Below are 19,190 nucleotides of genomic sequence, written 5' to 3' on the forward strand. Positions count from 1 at the left end.
ACAAAAATTAAGGGATAATTTTGTATTGCATTACTTAAAACTGATATTTTTGAATATTAGAATTCATCTTTATGAATATAGACCAGATTCTTGATAAGGTTTACCTTCTTCCTGAAGCATCAAAAAACAGCTTAAAAGAGCATATTACTGAAGTTTCCTATCCTAAAGGATTTTGTCTGATGGAAGCCGACAAAGTGATTCCTTATCTTTATTTTATACGAAAAGGTATTGCGAGAGCCTATTCTTCAACAGCTGACAATGATATTACCTTCTGGTTCGGAAGTGAAGGTCAATGCATTCTTTCAATGAAAAGCTATGTGGAAGACCGGCCCGGCTACGAGAGCATCGAGCTTCTGGAAGACTGCGACCTCTATCGAATGGAAACGGAAAGCCTCAGAAAACTGTTCAATGAAGATATTCATATTGCCAACTGGGGGCGAAAGCTTGCTGAAGCAGAAATGATAAAATCCGAAGAACTGATTATTTCAAGACAGTTCAAAACTTCTTTGGAACGCTACAAAGATATTATGACCTATCAGCCTGAGCTTCTTAAAAGAGTACAGCTGGGTTATATTGCGTCTTATCTGGGGATTACGCAGGTGAGTTTAAGTAGAATCAGGGGGGAGATTAAATAAATTTAAAGATTCAAAGATTTAAGAATTGAAAGATTTAAATATTCTTATGTTTTGGTTAAAGCCAACGGAATGATTTTTTATATTATAAGCGGACTAAAGTCCGCTCCTATTGATATGAGGCAATCTTTTCTTTTTTCTTGCAGCTTACTATTCAAATCCTCCAGCTTCCAGCTTGCTTTTATTTTTTAACAATTGTAAAATTTTTTCTCCTGTCAAATTCTGAACTTTGCAGTAGAAAAATTTAAAAAATGAATTGGTTACTATTAGTTATCGCAGGATTATTTGAAGTTGCCTTCGCATCATGTCTGGGAAAGGCAAAGGAAACGTCAGGAACTGAAATGTACCTGTGGTATGCGGGATTTCTGATCACCATGACGATCAGTATGCTTTTGCTGATTAAAGCAACTCAAACGCTGCCTATCGGGACTGCTTATGCAGTATGGACAGGCATCGGAGCAGTGGGAACTGCCTTAATGGGAATTATCTTTTTTAAGGATCCTGTAAGTTTTTGGAGGGTATTTTTTATTGTAACACTTATCGGTTCTGTGGTAGGATTAAAGGCTGTATCTTCATCACACTAGAAAGCGCATAAACTTCTATCAATATTTAAAAATGGGCCGTCTTCGTCATGAAGGCGGTTTTTGTTTGTCTTAATTTTCATCTTGATGATCCTTATAAAAGAGCAAACAGTAAGTAATTCTTTTTATATCTTTACCGGAAACTTTTAACCTATGAAAAAAATTCTATTCCTTTTAGCAGGTGGTTTACTGACTGCCCAGCAAACTTCTGAACTGCTTTCCAATAATTGGTATATTTCCAAAATGGTGACCAGTAGCGGCCAGACCACCAACACCCCTTTAATAGATAATGGAGTGCCTGCTACTACATTTAATTCGGCAGGAGGTACAAGCTATGTTATTAATTCCAGATATTATAATACGTCTATGATGAGTTTCGGAGTTATGCCTGGAAGTAACAATCTTCTCAAAACAACCAGCTCGTGTACTCTTTTGTTTTATAATGGCGGAAATGCTCCAGCCGTTCGGGCCTACGATCAGAAAAACTGTGACACTTACGTATCGGGAGCCTATGCATCTATATACAGCTATCAGATTATTACAAATGGCAGCCTCAAAACGCTGATAATAACGGATCCTTCAGGAAATAAGGTCTACTACAACAATAATACTGCACAAATGAGTACGAAAGAAACTGATGCCGTTGCAAAAACGTTTAAAGCATATCCAAATCCTGTAAAAGAGATTTTACATCTTGAAAATATTGAGAGAAACCTTTCTCTTAAGATCTACGATCTGTCAGGAAAACTGGTATCAGAAACGACAACTAACGGCAGCAAAACGTCAATTGATACAAGCAGTTTACAGAAAGGACAATATATGATCAAGATAGAAAATTATAAGTCATATCCTTTTGTCAAAGAATAACAACTGACTTTTCAATTATACAAAACCCGTTTCAAAAGTTGAAACGGGTTTTTATTTTATTTTTTATAAACTACCGGTAAGATTTCGTTATGTCTTAACCCGTACTTTTTTATTTCTTCTTCAGAGAATTTCTGTGAATAGAAGTTGGGTTCTATTTCAAAGCCAGCTTTTCTTAAACGGTCGAAATAATCCATTCCGTACCAACGAACGTGATCATACTGCCCGAAATGCTTCTGACGTTCCTTTGGATCTTTAATGGTAAAATCTTCATAGGTTTTCTCCAGTGAGTTTTTCATCGGAACCTGAAGAATTCCCCATCCGCCGGGTTTCATTACCCTGTATAGCTCGCTCATTGCTTTTGCATCGTCTTCAATATGTTCCAGAACATGGTTACAGAAAACAATGTCAAAGCTGTCATTTTCAAAAGGCAAATCCAGAATATCAGCTTTCACATCTACAATCGGAGAATATAAGTCTGCCGATATATAATTCAGGTTGCTCATTCTCTTGAATTTTCTTAAAAATTCCTGTTCAGGAGCGATATGCAGAACTTTATAATTTTTAATAAAAAAATCGGTTTCGTTCTGAAGGTACAGCCACATCTGGCGGTGTCTTTCCAAGCTTAACGTTCCCGGAGAGAGTGCATTTTCTCTTTGTTTTCCATATCCGTACGGAAGGAATTTTCTGTAGGATCTTCCGTCAATGGGATCTAAAAACTGATCTCCTTTGAAAAACTGATAAATAAGCGGTCTAGCCCAGATGCTCATTTTAATAAGCATAGGACGTGGAATTTTATTCAGTAAAAGCTTAGTTACCTTCTTCATTAAAAATCCAGTTGGAACTGCTTTTCTTCATCACTTACAATCCCTAAAGCTTCATATACATAATCAAATGTTGAAAGCAATACCGGCTTACCATTGATCACTGCTACATCATGTTCGAAGTGAGCAGATGGCATGTTATCTAACGTTGTTACCGTCCAGCCGTCGTTATGGAACTTCACTTTTTCGGTTCCCATGTTCACCATCGGTTCAATAGCAATTGCTAAACCGTCTTTAATAACTTTTCCGCTTCCCTGTCTTCCATAGTTCGGAACCTGTGGATCTTCGTGCATTTTTCTGCCTAATCCATGGCCTACAAGTTCTCTTACCACTCCATATCCTTCTTTTTCACAATGTGCCTGAATCGCATGGGAGATATCTCCGATCCTCTTTCCTCTGATACACTGCTCAATCCCTTTGTAAAGAGATTCTTTGGTAACCTGCAGTAATTTTTTGATCTCAGGCTTTACTTCCCCGATTTCAAAAGTATAGGCATGATCTCCTACAAAACCGTTCAAAATAACTCCACAGTCTACAGAAAGAACATCTCCTTCTTTTACCACATCATTGTTTGGGAAACCATGAACAACCTGCTCATTGGGAGAGATACAGAGAGAATTCGGAAATCCTCCGTAGCCTAAAAATGCAGGTTCAGCACCATGATCTTTAATAAAATCATGAGCCAGTTTATCTAAATATAAGGTAGTAATCCCCGGTTTAATTTCTTTTGCCAACATTCCCAATGTTTTAGAAACCAGTCGGGCACTCTCCTTCATCAGACGTAATTCGTCTATCGTTTTTAATTGAATCATTGTATTAATTTACCAATGTATTAATAGATCAGTGTAACAATATGGATTGGTAAATTGGTACACTGTTAAATTTAAATTGTTTTATTCTACCAGAAAAGTCCTTTTTTCTTTTCTTTTTTAAGTTTTGAATAGGCAAGAACTTCTTTTCCTTCCACACGGAATTCTATTCTTTCCTGAATGATGTTATAGATTTCACCCCATCCCGGGAATCCTCCTAAATTTCTGTCATCGATAAACCAGTCTGCATCTAATTTTCTGGACTGATTTTCAGGATCAAAAACTTCTCCTTCAAAGCTTGAGTTCACAGCATAAAATTCTATTCCGTTTTTTTTGCAGAATTCTACCGCTTCATCTAATGTTTTTCCGTGTCTGTATGTCCAAAGTATCAATCTGAATCCTTCAGACTGAAGTCTTTTCAAAGTTTCGAATGCAAAAGTTTTCGGTTTTCCAATTGCCGGGTAAGCATCGTCAACAATAGTCCCGTCAAAGTCAACAGCAATCTTTTTATTATTTAACATTTTGTCTTTTTTTAGCTTTGCAAAGATAAGAAATAAAAAGAGTGCCAAAAAGAAAGGCACTCAATACTTTTATATTTTAATAATAATAAAGATCGTATTAGCTTTTTACCCAGCTAAACTGGAACTGAAGATCGGGAGTAGAAACTCTGTCTGTGATCTTCTGCAGCCTTGCAGGAAGCTTCATCAGGTATTCCTGAGCTTTTTCAGCTTTTTCTGTAAGTCCTTTTACGTGCTCAATTTTCCATTCATCTAAAAGGTCTTTCATAATGTTGATATAATCCTGGCCTGTGTACACCATACATCTTTGTGCAGCATCTGAGAAATGCCCCCAAAGTTCACCTGCTTTTTGTCCTGACTGTCTCATTAAGTGAGCAGGCATTACAATTTTTTTACGCATCATATCTTCAAACGCAAGAATCATTTCCGAAGGGTCTACTTCAAGGATTTTTGCTACGAAATGTTTGTATGCTTTAGCGTGTCTTGCTTCATCTGCAGCAATCACACCACACATTTTTGCCAATTTTCCATTTCCGGATTGTTTAGCCAATGTTCCTACTCTTCTGTGAGAAATATTAGTAGCCGTTTCCTGGAAACTCGTATAAATGAAGTTTCTGTATGGGTCCATACTTGTTCCCAGATCGAATCCGTCATTAATCAGGTATTGGGTAGTGATTTCCACTTCTCTCATGTTTACTCTTCCGCACAGATAAAGATATTTGTTTAATAAATCTCCGTGTCTGTTTTCCTCAGCGGTCCACGCTCTTACCCAGTTGGCCCAGCCTACTTTTTCTTCCTGATTGATTCCGTCAACGCCCATTAACCAAGACTCATAAGATGGAAGTGCCTCTTCCGTGATACAGTCACCAATCAATGTTACAAAAAGATCATAAGGCATTTCGCGGGCAAAAGTCTGAATTTCTTCTAAGTCGTGTTTAAATTCTTCACTTGAAGGATCTGGTAAATAATCGGAAGGCTGCCATATTTTTTCAATTGGCGTTAAAAATTTATCAAGAAAAGAACCTACTTCCTTTTCCAATAATCCCATTACTTCTTTCCTAACAAGCTTTTGATACATTTTACTATTCAGTTTTAATTTACAAAGATATGATTTATTTATTATTTAACGCATAATAAAGTATGACTTGCATACTTTATCTGATATAAATCATAAAAAAAATGCCGCTACAAAAGCATAACGGCATTTTTTTAACAATATTATTGAATATTAATTAACCAAAACTTCTCCAGTCATTGCATCTGGTATTTCAACGCCCATTACTTTAAGGATTGTAGGGGCTACATCGCCCAGTTTTCCTGGCTTCAGGTTCCATGTATGGTCTTTATCCATCACGATAAAAGGAACCAGGTTCGTAGAGTGCTGGGTATTTGGAGTTCCGTCCGGATTGATCATTACATCTGAGTTTCCGTGATCGGCAAGAATGAAAACAGCATATCCGTTTTCATAGGCAGCTGTAGCTACTTTTTCAATACACTGATCTACCACCTCAGCAGCTTTTACGGCAGCTTCAAAAACACCTGTGTGCCCAACCATATCTGTATTGGCAAAATTTAAGCAGACAAAATCAGCAGTTCCCTGCTCCAGTTCAGGTACGATAGCATTGGTGATATCATATGCTGACATTTCCGGTTTCAGGTCATAAGTAGGAACATCTTTCGGGCTTGGGCAAAGCAGTCTTCTTTCTCCTGCAAATTCCTCTTCCCTTCCTCCTGAGAAGAAGAAAGTAACGTGAGGATATTTTTCTGTTTCTGCAATTCTGATCTGGGTTTTTCCATTTTTCTCGAGAATTTCACCCATGGTTTCCGTCAGTACGTTTTCATCAAAAACAACCTGCACATTCTGGAAGGTTTTATCATAGTTGGTCAATGTGATGTAATACAGGTTCAGTTTCTTCATTCCAAATTCCGGGAAATCTTTCTGGGAAAGAACTTCTGTAATTTCTCTTCCTCTGTCTGTACGGAAATTGAAGCAGATCACCACATCATCTTCAATGATTCTTGCTACCGGTACTACATTTCCTGTAGCAGTAGTATTCATTAAAATAATAGGCTTCAGGAACTCATCGGTTACATTATTATCATAATACATCTTGATTGTTGCCAAAGCATCCGTTGTCTGTTCTCCGATCCCTTCCACAAGGGCACCGTACGCTAATTTTACACGCTCCCATCTTTTATCTCTGTCCATGGCATAGTATCTTCCTACCACTGTTGCCAGCTTTCCGGTAGTTGCTTCCATATGCTTCTGTAGTTCATCGATAAATCCTAATCCGGAATGCGGATCGCAGTCTCTACCGTCGGTAAATGCGTGAACAAAAACATTCTCATTTAAACCGAATTCTTTAGCAGCGGTCAGTAATCCTTTTAAGTGATTGATATGTGAGTGTACACCTCCATTGGAAACCAGCCCGATGAAATGTACTTTTTTATTTTCTTTTTTTGCGTATTCAAAGGCGTCCTGAATCACTTTTTCCTGACCCAGTGTTCCGTTTTCGACGGCCATATTTAGTTTTACCAGGTTTTGGTATACTACTCTTCCGGCTCCCAGGTTCATGTGTCCTACTTCAGAATTTCCCATCTGTCCGGCTGGTAAACCTACCGCCAGCCCGCTTGCTTCAAGGGTGGTATGTGGAAATTTCTGGTAACAGCTGTCTATGAATGGTGTATTTGCTTTATCTATTGCAGAAACGTTTGGGTTTGTTCCCAATCCCCATCCGTCAAGAATGGCCAGTATTGCTTTTTTCGACATTTTGTAAAACTTTTGTTAGACAAATTTACCTAATTTCCTATGAATAGAAGAATTTGAAGTCTTGAATTTTATGGACTGCTGATGATTAGTCAATTAATTTTGAAATTTTAACCGTGTCAAGGTTTAAAACCTGACACGGTTCGTGTAATGATGAACTTTTAAATTGCCAGCAGTATTCCATTTTATTCTTTAAAAAAATCTTCAAAACTGCTATTATTTTGCTTCACATATTCTCTGATATACCGATCCAAAAGGCCACTCTCTTTAAGAAACAGAAGAGGATTCTGAATATGTAAGATATCGTCAATAGCTTTATGCTTATCTGACTGTTTATTAAAATATGCCTCAGAAATCTTATACCCAATCCAGTAGCCCAGATCGTTCGGTCTGTTGTCTTTTTTGCTGGTTCCGTAAAGCCAGTCTGTAGGATCATTTTTCTTGAGTACCGTTACAAATTCTTTGTATAATTGATCAGAATGGGCCTCTCCATATTGATAAAACGGGCTGTTATGGCTTTCTCCGGACACCAGCTCACTGATAAAATCAGCACTACCTTCGCTTAATGTGTATTTTAAAAGGTTATCAGTTCCTTTGATATCCTGTTGAAAGTGAATCGTCTCATGTGAAACAAGTCCTGCAATTCCATCCAGATTCTGAAGAGTTTCGGTACCGATCATAATGCCGTCTTTAGAAAATGTTCCTCCCGTATTAAATCTTCCGTATACAAAATATATGGGTGGAAATTTTGCCTGCGGATACCAGTATTTCAATGCGCTGTACACCGCTCTGATTCTTTTTTCTTTTTGATTGATTCCTGACAGAACATTCCGGCTTTTAAGATAATCTTCTTTTCTCTTTTTTACCATTGTATATAACGAATCAGCATTGATTATGCGGTATTCCATAAAACCTTTTACGCCCGGAGATCCGTTACTGATATAATCTCTAAAAGGATTTTCTTTTGAAGCCTCCATTTTATCGAATGCTTTCCAGAACCGGTCTGTATCTCTGGTTTCAAATACAGCGTTCAATGGATCAGTGGAGAAACCTGTCTGTGCTTTTGCAATTCCGGAGGCTAAAAGAAGACATGTAAAAATATATCTGGTTTTCATATTAGTTTTTAAAGATATCTTATCAAACGGCTAAAAATATAAAAACTTATACAGAATAGAAATAAACGCTGTCAAGGTTTGAACCTGACAGGGTTGAAAAATTAAAATTTCGTTGATTATTTCAGTTCATTAATCGCTAATTCTTTTTAATTTTGCGGTATGGATTTACGAGATCAATTGAAGAATCTTTTTCCTGATCATGAAGAGCAGGATTTTGAGATGCCTGAAGAAGAATTCAAGCAGAAAGAGCCATTGGTATGCAAATTTGAGAAAAAAGGAAGAAACGGTAAGCCTGTAACGATTGTTGAAGGCTGGGAAGGCAGCGAGGAAGACCTGAAAAAAATCTCAAAGAAAATAAAAACCACCTTGGGTATAGGCGGCTCTGAGAAGGATGGTACGATTATCATTCAAGGAGATAACCGTGATAAAATCATGAATATCCTTAAAGAAATGGGATATAAAACCAAACGTGTTGGCGGATAGTTCTAGAAATAGATCTGGGTTTCCGGCAGTAAGGTTTTTAAGTTTTCAATTTTAGATTTGTCTATAGGATTTCCTGTAAGAATCAATGTTTTCAGATTTTTAAGCTGTTTGATTTCTACAGGAATGTCTTTCAGATCATTATTGGCCAGATTCATGCTGACGATATTTTTCAGCCCTTTTACTTTGGGCGATATTTCTGTGATATGATTTCCGCTTACATTCAGAAATTCAAGCTTCTTTGCTTTAAAAAGGTTTTCCGGAAGCCTCATAATAGCATTCTGCTGCAGTTCAAGATATTTTAAATTTTCCGGAAAAGACAGATTTCCAAGATCATTGATCTGGTTATTTGAAAGGTTGAGAAATTTCAGATTTTTGATCTGATCCAGTTTGTCTGCAATAAAACTTATCTGGTTTCCCTGAAGGTTGATTTCTTCCAACGCGGGAATTTCCATAAGGGCTTCGGGAAATATATTTAGATTATTAGCATCAAAATGTACCACTTTTAGGTTCTGAAGCTTTGCAAGATTAGGATTAATGCTTGTGAGGCTATTCAGATTCATTGAAAAAGTAGTCAGTTTCTTCAGATTGCTTACCTCATCAGGAATAAATTTAATGCTGTTTTCATTCACATTTAAAATTTCCAGTTCTTTTAAAGCAAAAAGTTCCTGATCCATTTTCTCAAGCTTATTCGCCATAATATTCAAAAAGAATAATGAATCCAGTTTTACAATCTGAGGAGGAAGATTAAAAAGACCTTTTTCTCTGAAACTTATACTGTAAACCGCTTTTTTACTTTTTAAAGCATCTTCAATATTGGTAAATGTAGGATATTTCACCGGATCAATCTGTGCTTTGATCTGAGAAAGTGAGATGACGGAAATCAATAAGAAAAGCTTTTTCATAAAAATAAAAGGTCTGCCAGCAACCAAAGCTGCCGACAGACAAGAATTATAAATAATTTATTTCTTTACAAGTTTAACTGTTTTCTGGAATCCTCCTTCAGCTTCAATATTTAAAACTAAAACTCGTGATCCTTCCAACTGTTGTGTGAAATCAAGATCCAATGCTTTATTGGTTCCGTTGAATTTCTTCGTGTAAACGATTTTCCCGTCCATGCTGTAAGCTGTTACAGAAATATCTTTCAATCCTTTTACAGAATTGATTTTTACCACTCCTGAAGTTGGGTTCGGTGCTACCGTTACTGTATTCTCTTCAATTTTGGTATCAATAGTTCCTAAAGTTCCTTCAGTTCCAAGATTATTTTTAAGGGCAATAACAATTGTTGCTGATTTCCCTCTGTAATCAATCGTATTTCCTGTAGCATCTACATCTGTAGAAATCGTAGAATCCGGATGCTGGATAGAGAAGAAACCGAATTTGTGATCAGGAGTAAATGTCAATCCTGTAGGTTCCGAACCAGCCGGCATAGAAGCAAATAGTCTTACTTTCGGATTGGCCTGCGTATGATCCGGAGCAATGACCCAGATATAGTTTTTACCTCCGTCCTGAAGTACCCAAAGGTTTCCGAGTTCATCAAAAGTAAGGTTGTCATTTCCATCTCCCCAGGCTTCAGATTTCATTCCCTGAGCGGTATTGAAAGAATATACAGAAGAACTTCCACCTACAAATGTTTCTACCTGAGAAGCCGTTGTTCCGTTATCCTGCAGACGATATACTCTGTCTAATCCTTTGGCTGTAAAATAGATTTTACCATCCAGCGGGCTGATATCAACATCCTCTACTCCATTAAATTTTGTTCCTCCCAAAGTCAGAGCATTGGTATTGGTATTATTCTGATCTGCTTTTTCTTTATTCGGAACCTGAATCCATGTCGCTGTAGTTCCTACCGGATCTCCTGCAGCCGTTAATCCCTGATCCAGTTTTAATACATAAAGGTTTCCTGAAGAGAGATCATTAGGAGTATCCATTACATATTTGTACACCAAGTGAGTTCCACCGTCTTCTCCATAATATGCTATAGTTCCCGCATTATTGATCACCACGTTCTCGTGGTTCATGATTCCCATCTGCCAAAGCTTACCTTTTGTCCCGTTAGGGTTTTTAGATATAACCTGAGCAGTAGCAGGATCAATCTCTACCAGCCAGCCATAATCTTTATAACCGTCATTGTTCACATCATTGGAAGTTACAGATTCTTCTGCAGTGACTATAGTTCCCCACGGCGTAACTCCTCCGGAACAGTTCCTGATCGTCTGTACCAAACTTGGATCTGAGAAACTTACCGCTCTTGATTTTGTCAGCTGCCAAAGTTTTGAAGTCGCGTTATAGTTGATTTCTGCCATGGTAACTCCTCCGGGATTCGTTTCATGATTGACAGAAAGGTATCCGTTGGTACTGCTTCCTGTTTTTGGAACATAACCGGTAAAGTCATTCTGACCTCCTACCAATCCTCCGCCTTCGGTATAGCTGTCTCCTTCTTTTAAAATAAGCTGGTATTTGTGTTCAGCAGGAATAATTAACTTATTGGTTTGTGCTGTAGGAACAATTGAAGTAAAACAACTGATATGCGTTCCGTTACAAGCTACAGGAATAGTTGTATTGGTAGTCGTTTTCAGATAAGCATCAATTCTTAAGTCTGAACTGGTTGTACTTCTGTTATGTAATTCAATAGAAAATCTGTTAACACCGTTTACAAATTTTGATTTCGGAATTGAAAAAATGTTATAAACACTCTCTGCTGCCCCATCAATAGTAGTACTGGAGAAAGTATTGAATGTAACAGCACCTGCAGGCATATTATCTCTTACAACTTCTTCTCCGTTAAGGTATACAATAATACCATCATCTCTCATCACACCAAACTCTATAGTATCGGAAAGCGTTGAAAGATCTACCGTAAAATCTTTAGCAAAATAGGCTGTAGTAAGCCCTGAATTGATGGTAGTAGTTACAGGATCTCCATATCCCAACGGACCGTTTCCTACTGCCCATGTTGAAATATCATAGGTTTGGGCATTCCAACCGGCTGGCTGCGCCTGGTTGTTATCTTTATAGCTCCATGACGCATTCTTATTGAATATCAAGGTCTGCGCCTGAAGACCAGAACTGGCCAGTATAGCCAAAGCTCCCACTGCTAGTAGTTTTTTCTTCATTTTTTATTTGATTTATTAGACCTTGCAAAACTATTTTTTTAGCGCTTTTTCTCTGTTAATAGGATTTTAAATCTAAATCATCGAATATTAACTTATCAAAAACCTAATGTTAAGTGGATTAATTTTTTGTTACAAAAGCATAAGGTCCCAACCTTTTTTTCGGAACACAAGTATCTGAAATCCTAATTAAGATTATAAAATTTTAGAAAAAGGACAATCAAAAAAATAAGGTATGCCAACTGACATACCCTATAAATCAAATATTGTTTTTAAAATTTATTTAATGATGAATTTTTCCCGAGATGTATCGGTTTTAGATAGATAGGATGCTATATATGATCCCTTAGGAAGGTTCAGCATAATGTTTTCTTCAGATTTTAAACTGAATATTTCTGCTACTTTTTTACCGGACATATCATAAATAATTAATTGTGAGCCCACCCACGCTTTTGGTACGCGGACTGAGATTGGAGTGCCCTGAGCAGAAGGGTTGGGAACAATTCTTGGCAACTGATTTTTCACAACCTCGGAATTAACTCTGGATAATGTAGAAGAAGAATTGGTTAGAAAAAACTGACTGAAAGAATTTACATTTAAATTTGTGTTAAAAGTAACCTTTGTGTTAAGACCTGTACCGGAAACCTGATCTGCATTATCGACGCTTGTTCCCCAGGTGCTTCCAAAGTCATTGCTCCCTCTTTTGAAGAGACTGTAAGAAGATGGATTCAGATAATTGCCAAATCCTGTATTTTTATAAAATGATAAGGAGGCAAGCGGTGAAAATGCAAGGTTTGTCCCATAATTGTTTATAATCGTATAGAAGCCGAAATTAGTATCTGTATTTGGTAGTTGATCCGGATTAATTGTACCTCTTGATATCCATACATCACCATTCGGATATGTACCTGAGTTAAACTCCATAGAAATCCCGGAAGCTGTAAAATCTTTCACACCAGAAGACGTAATATTCATTTTTTCGCTTACTCCTTCAAAAACAGGAGCATTTGAAGCTAATCTTGTATATCCTGTTCCCTGATAGGATGCAAAAGTTCCTGAGTTGTTTTTATTAACCGTAATATTCCCGGCCGATTCATTGAACTGAAGATAATACACCAATCCATTTAAAATAGGATCTCCGGCAATACTTTTTGTCAAGTGTCTCCATTGTCTGATTTCATCAATGGATAGCGGCCTATTCCAGATGGCAACTTCATCCATTTCCAATTGGGTAAATCTGTTCGTATAACCTCTTCCATAGCTTCCTAAAAACAAGACGTTGAAAACTTCAGACGGTAATGCTGTATTATTTACACTTTCTTTTCCGTTAACATATATTTTTACATTCGTTCCGTTGCTTACCAATGCGATGTGTGACCATTGCCCTACCGGAGCCTGTAACCCTGAAGACCAGCTCCAGTCCGGGTGAAAGCCGATAGTGTTGTTGCCTTCTCTGAAATTCATTCCAAATGGATTACTGCCATCCTGAGACATAAAAACACCGCTGTAATCGGTCTGGATACCGTTGGGTTTTATCCAGCAAGAGAATGTAAAAGAATTTTTATTAAGGTTGGTGTTATCTACTTTAATATAATCGCCTGTGGTTTGACCTGTAAGTTTTATGCTGTTTCCAGGGATTTTGTCCGGCTGGCCAGTTCCACATTGATTATTGATTTCGATAAAATTATTGAGTGTCTGCGTGCTTGTTCCATATTGATCTGTCACCGTTAAAGTTACGGGATAGGTTCCGTTCGCTGCTCCCGCATAAGAAACCAATGGGTTTTCTAATGTGGAAGTGGAAGGAGTACCTCCCGGAAAGCTCCATTGCCATGTAGCACTTGCATTATGTACAACGGAATAATCTTTAAACTGGACTTTTTCTGCAGCCGGACAGCTAATTTTATTATTTCCCACTGATATTAAAGCACTGGGAGGACTTATCTCATATAAAGCATGCTCAAATGCACCTCTGGATGTTCCTATTTTTAATTTATTTTCATTGTAATTGAAAAACATAAAACGGACATCACACATGGGCAAGCCATTACCCAGCATTACCCAATTCTGCATCACATTATTTCTGTAAAATATTCCTGCTTTATTGCCTACATACACACCGCCGTTTGATCCTCTCTGGAAAATAATTTTCGTAATAGGAGAAGTAGTGAGTACAGAAGAACTGAGATTAGTCCAGGTTGCTCCTCCGTCACCCGACTTTAATACTTTGCATGAAGACTGAACACCGCTGTAAGTTATCCATATTTTGTCTGGATCATCATCTCCAATGGCAATATCTGATATATTGGTTTGTCCGGAAGTTACCGTGGTATTAGGGGTAATATCAGTCCACGTAAGCCCGGCGTCTGTCGTCTTCCAAAGTTTATTATTGGTTAAACCTTCAACAACAATCATTACATTGGGATTTTTAGCAGAAATCTTTTCTCTGAATACCTGATTGCCAAAGGTTTTTACAATAGATATACTATTTCCGTTGTCTTCGGTTTTAATAAGAGAATTTTTCCATGTTGCCAAATTCGGGTTGCCTGTCGGATATTGACCTGCATGATGGGTAATCATGGTATAGTATTTATTGGGATGGAATTCTATGGAATTAAAATAAGCATAAATTCCTCCTAAATCCAGAAAATTAGGTTCATTAATCAGTGTATTCACGCCGGTCCTGAAATACCGGTAATTACTATATCCCTGGCTGTAAATATACCGGTCATCTAACGGATTAACGTCTGTATTCCCTTGATCTGCCCCTGTTCCGTTATACCAATCAAAACCATTGGCACTTTCCTTAATCATTACGGGGCCATGATTATTTCCCGATGCAACCAGATTGGTTTTGAAAGCACTTCCGAAACCCCAAAGCTCATGATTACCAATACTGTTGGTTAAAGTAGTTATTGTGACTCCCAAATTGCCGGATGCTGCCATTTCCCCATCACTGCCTGTTACAAATTTTCCGTTCACGAAATCCATGGATCTGATATCAGGATGGGTATATGACGCAGGAGTAGTAAAGGTAACTCCATTATCTGTGGAAATCCTGATTTGATCCACTCCATAAGTTCCATATACAATCTTATTTTCATCATTACGGTCCATTTGTATGTCGCCATGATGCAGACTGTTAATTCCTCCGGAACCGGGAACCATATTGATTCTGGAATTTTCAACTGCTCCGGTTGTCTTATTAAATTTATAAAGATGAACCGCCTGATGCCCATAAGCATTAGCACCGCTACCTGCTGCTACATAGAACGAAGAAGTATTATTTGTGGGCAAAAAGACTTTAACCCAGCCAATAATTTGCCCATTGGCAGTAGTATCCAGGGTAGTAGAATTTAATTGGGTAAAGCTAACTCCCTTATTAGTTGATTTATAAACTTTGAAAATATTATTGTTTGATGAACTGCCAAAATAAACCGAATTCTCATCATTCGGATCCCATTCCAAAGATTCACTCTGCGTTGAAGAATCCCCAATCTGATAATCTGCAGGAAGACCGGTTTGAACGGCACTCCAGGTATTTCCGCCATCACTCGTTCTGTACAATGAGGTTCCCCAGTGAACCACAGCAATATTGGCATTTGAAGGAGAAACTGCAATATCATAAGCTTTTCCGGAATAGTTTGCGGAAGTCATCGTGGTGGCAGTCCAGTTAAGTCCGCCATCTATAGATTTAATGAGCTGGGTATTGCTTAATGCATACACTGTTTGCGGGTTGGCAATACATACGTCAATGTCATTATATTTAGAATCAGGAAAACCATTGTCTACCAGATTCCAGGACGTTCCTCCATCTATGGTACGCCATAGCCCTCCGGTTACGAAGGATACAAACATCTTTTGAGCATTGGTAGGATCTATCCTGGTTAAAAATACATACCCTCCGTGATTATACTTGTTGGAATAATTTGTACTCGCACTATTCACCGGCCCTATTATTGTCCAATCACCAACTTGTGTTTGTGTGGGTAATAAGGCAATATTTTTTACTTTAGGTTGATTAAACAATAAAGGTTCTGGGGTAACTTTCCCTTGATTGTCCAAATAAAACAATTTTGTTCTTAGCCAGTCTTCACCAATGCTTCTCGGCTTGCTTTTTTCCCATCTGTGATTCCCAAAATATTTGTCGAAACTGGCTTTTACTTTAAAGTAATCGGCATTGTCTTTCATTTCAGAAAACCAGGGCTGAGACTTGTGCCTTAATTCGTATTCAATGTCTTCATCCTCCTCAGTCTCGTTTCTTGCTGCCGGAAGATTTTGGGTATGGTAAAGTGCTGAGATCAGCAATGTAGGTAAAAGAAGTCGTTTTATTTTCATCATTATTATTATTTAAATATTACATTAATATTAATGAAGTAAATTTAAACAATAACAATAATACCTATATAAAATACGAATATTTTACTAATATTTTACATTTTCAATTAATACAATAAAAATATATAACATTGGCTCTTCAGTTGTTTATCTTGCACCTAGACAAGCTTCAATAGATTTAAGGTATACAAAAGTCTAAGAACATTTTATGTAAAAAAAGAACAATTAAAGAAAAAGAAATTTGATAATAGTAAAGAAAATGAACAAATACTACGGGTTTCAGGGTTCGGATATGTGATGTAAGGCACAATTATTTCATATTCTTCTTGGATACTTATCTTTATTAAATTTGTTAATTGATTCAAAACAAGTCATATTCAGTAAGCTAAACCAGTCGGAAAAGAGAAATTTTATTTAGAAACAAGAATATTTTAGAAGGTAATTTATTTTAAAAACGAGTTTTATTCTTATCTCTTAAAACTTTATATTTGTTATTATGATTGACACAGCTATGCAAAATAAAAAAATACATCAAGGCAAAAATATTAAACGTTTCCGTGAAATGCTGGGTATCAAGCAGGAGGCCTTAGCTTTCGAATTAGGTGACGACTGGAATCAGAAGAAAATCTCTCTTTTAGAACAAAAAGAAACAGTAGAATCTAATATTCTCGCTCAGGTGGCTCAGATTCTTAAAGTTCCTGCAGAAGCAATTGAAAATTTTGATGAAGAACAAGCGATAAACATTATTTCTAATACGGCCTCTTTTGATAATTGTCAACAACCGGCTTTTTTTAATAATCAACCCACTTTCAATCCCCTTGACAAAATGATTGAACTTTATGAGCGTATGCTAAAACAACAGCAGGAAATGATTGATAAGCTGGAAAAGCTGATCCAAAACAAATAAACAGACAGGTTGATCCGATCTGTAAAACTTTAGGCTAAATTCTGAAACCTTCGTAGATCACATTTACACAAGTTTCAAAATTTAGCCTATTTTTATTAAAACCTATCATTCCTACCGAATCCTGGTTCTCACAAACCCGAAATCCCGAACCCCGAATCTCTACACTCTTACTCTCAAACTCTCCCACGCTCCAACCCTCAAACCCCGCATCCCGCCTATTTCGCTTTACTCACATCCGTAAGAGCATTCAGAAAGGCGATGATCTGTTTTATTTCTGCTTCGGTGAGGTTCAATTTATCGGGTGCCAGCGTCTGATTTTTCATTTTTAATCCTAAACCTTCTCCTCCGCCTTCATTATAAAAATCAAGAACTTCTTCCAGGGTGTTGAAAGCTCCGTTATGGAAATAGGGCTTTGTAAGTGCGATATTTCTCACTGTCACGGTTTTAAAAGAGTAATCATAAATCCATGACTTTTCTTTTTTCACCGGGCTGTTTCCTCTTCCTAAGTCCTGATCAAGTTCTACCGGAAACTGTTTGATCGGCGTGGTAGTTACTCCCAGTACTTCGGATTCATTTTCATTAAAAAACGGCGGTACCAATCCGGAAAAGGTAGGTGCAAAATGGCAGGTTGCACAATTGGCTTTTCCCATAAAGAGGTTGAATCCTTTTTTCACATCATCGGAAACATTTTTTTCATTCCTCATAAAACGGTCAAAATCGCTGTCAAATGAATACAATGAAGCCACATAAGAACTTAATGCTTTGGAGAAGTTTTCTTTACTGATTTTTCCGTCTTTAAATGCAGTACGGAACGCTTTTTTATACTCAGGTTTTGTTTTTAATTTCTGGATAATGCTTTCATAGCTGGTATTGAATTCCTGCTCATTATAAATAACATGTTCTGCCTGCTGTTCAAGATAGAAAGCACGAAGGTCATAGAAAAATCTCCTGGCAAAAACAGCATTATATAAAGATGGGGAATTCCTCAAAACCGTTTTTCCTTCCACATTGCTTTGTGATCTGGCTTTAAGGTCTGTAAAAGCGTTTTCCTGAAGGTGGCATGTGGCACAGCTCATTTTCCCGTTACCACTTAAGTTCTGATCGTAGAAAATGGATTTTCCAAGATTTCGGAGTTCCGGACTGTCTTCCGAAGATTTCAATAAGGTATAAAAATAAGGATCTAAAAAATCACTGCTGAAAAAGTTCTTATTCCCCACATTCCAGCCTGAAAATTCTTTAAGGTCATCCGGTCTTCCATCCCACTTCCCAAGTTCTTCATATAAAGGCTGCACGTATTTTTTATAAAACTCAATCCTGTCAAAGGTTTCAAAGTCGGTGTTTTTTGAAAGATAACTGATGGCTTCTGTTAAAATCTGATTGGCTTTCTGAGTATTATAATTTTTAAAATAAAGATCATCATTAATGTACTTCTGAATTCCTGCAAGTGCATGACTGGTTTCTTCGGAAATATTCAAAGATCCTGGTGTATCAAAACCTGAAACACCCAGTGAGTAGATCCTGATCAACTCTATTCGTAAAGGCAGTGTTTTGTTATTTCCTTTGCTCAACCCATTTTTTAAAGCACTTAAATAAAACCCGGAATAGCTGTTATACAAAAAGTTAGTGATGGTTTTGATCTTTTCTTTTTCATGTATTGCTTCGTCGGAAAATATCAGTTCATCCAGTACCTGCAATCCTTCGGGAGGAAGTGTATAGGCGGAAGTTCCTGCTGCTTCGATGTGAAACAATGGCGCTGCATTAAGATGGGTTTTGGTAAATTCAGGATAATGATAAGCGATATAGAATTCAACTTCTTTAAATGAATTTCTTGTTCTGCTTAGTGATTTTTGCAGCTCTTCCAGGGAAATACGGTCTTCAGAGAACTTATCAACATCTGATTTCAGCTGTTCAAGATTGGTTTTAAAGTCGGACAACCCTTTATTGATAAATGTATTTTCGCTTTCTTTTCCTTTATAAACAGGATTAAAGGACATTACTGCAAATCCTGTCAGAAGGATGATTATAAGCAGTGGATAAGATCTCATGAATTTTTAGCTGCAAAACTATTCATCTGATGTTATCTGAGTTTTAATAAGAGATTAAATAATGTTTATATTTCTGATATTATATTTTTCACTAATTTTAAACCCCGAAATCAAATTCATTATTCTAAAGAGAACGGTTCTTCAAAATACCGGAAAATAATGGCGGAAGATTATTGGGAGAGGATTTTTTACATTAAATT

The 19,190-nt window shown here is 37.2% G+C and carries 15 protein-coding genes; 5 read left to right on the plus strand and 10 right to left on the minus strand.

Annotated features, from left to right (window positions below; genetic code table 11):
- Positions 1-71: 71 nt before the first annotated feature.
- The 3 genes from ACLI50_RS05005 to ACLI50_RS05015 all read left to right on the plus strand — a co-directional run bounded on the left by ACLI50_RS05005 (position 72) and on the right by ACLI50_RS05015 (position 2,080).
- Complete coding sequence (locus tag ACLI50_RS05005; protein ID WP_343643090.1) at positions 72-635, plus strand: Crp/Fnr family transcriptional regulator; 564 nt, start codon at positions 72-74, stop codon at positions 633-635.
- Between the two features lie 248 nt (positions 636-883).
- Positions 884-1,216, plus strand: a complete 333-nt coding sequence (locus ACLI50_RS05010; RefSeq protein ID WP_202842646.1) for a DMT family transporter — start codon at positions 884-886, stop codon at positions 1,214-1,216.
- A gap of 150 nt (positions 1,217-1,366) precedes the next feature.
- Positions 1,367-2,080, plus strand: coding sequence for a T9SS type A sorting domain-containing protein (locus ACLI50_RS05015; protein ID WP_411413290.1), 714 nt, complete (start codon positions 1,367-1,369; stop codon positions 2,078-2,080).
- Positions 2,081-2,136: 56 nt separating this feature from the next.
- On the opposite strand, the gene ACLI50_RS05020 is transcribed toward ACLI50_RS05015, so the two are convergent.
- The 6 genes from ACLI50_RS05020 to ACLI50_RS05045 form a co-directional block, all read right to left on the minus strand.
- Positions 2,137-2,904: a class I SAM-dependent methyltransferase gene (locus tag ACLI50_RS05020; protein WP_202842650.1), complete on the minus strand. Its 768-nt coding sequence runs from the start codon at positions 2,902-2,904 to the stop codon at positions 2,137-2,139.
- Positions 2,904-3,713, minus strand: a complete 810-nt coding sequence (gene map, locus ACLI50_RS05025) for a type I methionyl aminopeptidase (protein WP_411413291.1) — start codon at positions 3,711-3,713, stop codon at positions 2,904-2,906. The genes ACLI50_RS05020 and map overlap by 1 nt, the downstream gene beginning before the upstream one ends.
- Positions 3,714-3,799: 86 nt before the next feature.
- Positions 3,800-4,231 carry a BT0820 family HAD-type phosphatase gene (locus ACLI50_RS05030; RefSeq protein WP_062670258.1) on the minus strand — a complete coding sequence of 144 codons (432 nt, stop codon included), beginning with the start codon at positions 4,229-4,231 and terminating at the stop codon, positions 3,800-3,802.
- Between the two features lie 97 nt (positions 4,232-4,328).
- A complete protein-coding gene (locus ACLI50_RS05035; protein ID WP_110008663.1) occupies positions 4,329-5,306 on the minus strand; it encodes an acyl-ACP desaturase in 978 nt (325 codons plus the stop codon).
- Between the two features lie 150 nt (positions 5,307-5,456).
- The gene (gene gpmI / locus ACLI50_RS05040) at positions 5,457-6,998 is read right to left on the minus strand and encodes a 2,3-bisphosphoglycerate-independent phosphoglycerate mutase (RefSeq protein WP_227941400.1); all 1,542 of its coding nucleotides are present in this window, start codon (positions 6,996-6,998) and stop codon (positions 5,457-5,459) included.
- A gap of 182 nt (positions 6,999-7,180) precedes the next feature.
- Positions 7,181-8,110: a DUF2268 domain-containing putative Zn-dependent protease gene (locus ACLI50_RS05045; RefSeq protein WP_343643088.1), complete on the minus strand. Its 930-nt coding sequence runs from the start codon at positions 8,108-8,110 to the stop codon at positions 7,181-7,183.
- Positions 8,111-8,269: 159 nt separating this feature from the next.
- Between ACLI50_RS05045 and ACLI50_RS05050 the strand changes: the two genes are divergently transcribed.
- Positions 8,270-8,593, plus strand: coding sequence for a translation initiation factor (locus ACLI50_RS05050; RefSeq protein ID WP_002979957.1), 324 nt, complete (start codon positions 8,270-8,272; stop codon positions 8,591-8,593).
- 2 nt (positions 8,594-8,595) lie between these two features.
- Here ACLI50_RS05050 and ACLI50_RS05055 read toward each other — a convergent pair whose 3' ends face one another.
- The 3 genes from ACLI50_RS05055 to ACLI50_RS05065 all read right to left on the minus strand — a co-directional run bounded on the left by ACLI50_RS05055 (position 8,596) and on the right by ACLI50_RS05065 (position 16,041).
- Entirely contained in the window at positions 8,596-9,495 is a 900-nt protein-coding gene (locus ACLI50_RS05055; protein WP_411413292.1) for a leucine-rich repeat domain-containing protein, read from the minus strand.
- Positions 9,496-9,552: 57 nt separating this feature from the next.
- Positions 9,553-11,706, minus strand: coding sequence for an alkaline phosphatase PhoX (locus ACLI50_RS05060; protein ID WP_395973354.1), 2,154 nt, complete (start codon positions 11,704-11,706; stop codon positions 9,553-9,555).
- A 276-nt stretch (positions 11,707-11,982) separates the two neighbouring features.
- Entirely contained in the window at positions 11,983-16,041 is a 4,059-nt protein-coding gene (locus ACLI50_RS05065; RefSeq protein WP_411413293.1) for a LamG-like jellyroll fold domain-containing protein, read from the minus strand.
- A gap of 493 nt (positions 16,042-16,534) precedes the next feature.
- Between ACLI50_RS05065 and ACLI50_RS05070 the strand changes: the two genes are divergently transcribed.
- Positions 16,535-16,945, plus strand: a complete 411-nt coding sequence (locus ACLI50_RS05070; RefSeq protein WP_411413294.1) for an XRE family transcriptional regulator — start codon at positions 16,535-16,537, stop codon at positions 16,943-16,945.
- A gap of 215 nt (positions 16,946-17,160) precedes the next feature.
- On the opposite strand, the gene ACLI50_RS05075 is transcribed toward ACLI50_RS05070, so the two are convergent.
- Complete coding sequence (locus tag ACLI50_RS05075) at positions 17,161-18,990, minus strand: cytochrome-c peroxidase (protein WP_411413295.1); 1,830 nt, start codon at positions 18,988-18,990, stop codon at positions 17,161-17,163.
- Positions 18,991-19,190 lie beyond the last annotated feature (200 nt).

Source organism: Chryseobacterium cupriresistens (assembly GCF_046614675.1).
Classification (GTDB): domain Bacteria; phylum Bacteroidota; class Bacteroidia; order Flavobacteriales; family Weeksellaceae; genus Chryseobacterium; species Chryseobacterium cupriresistens.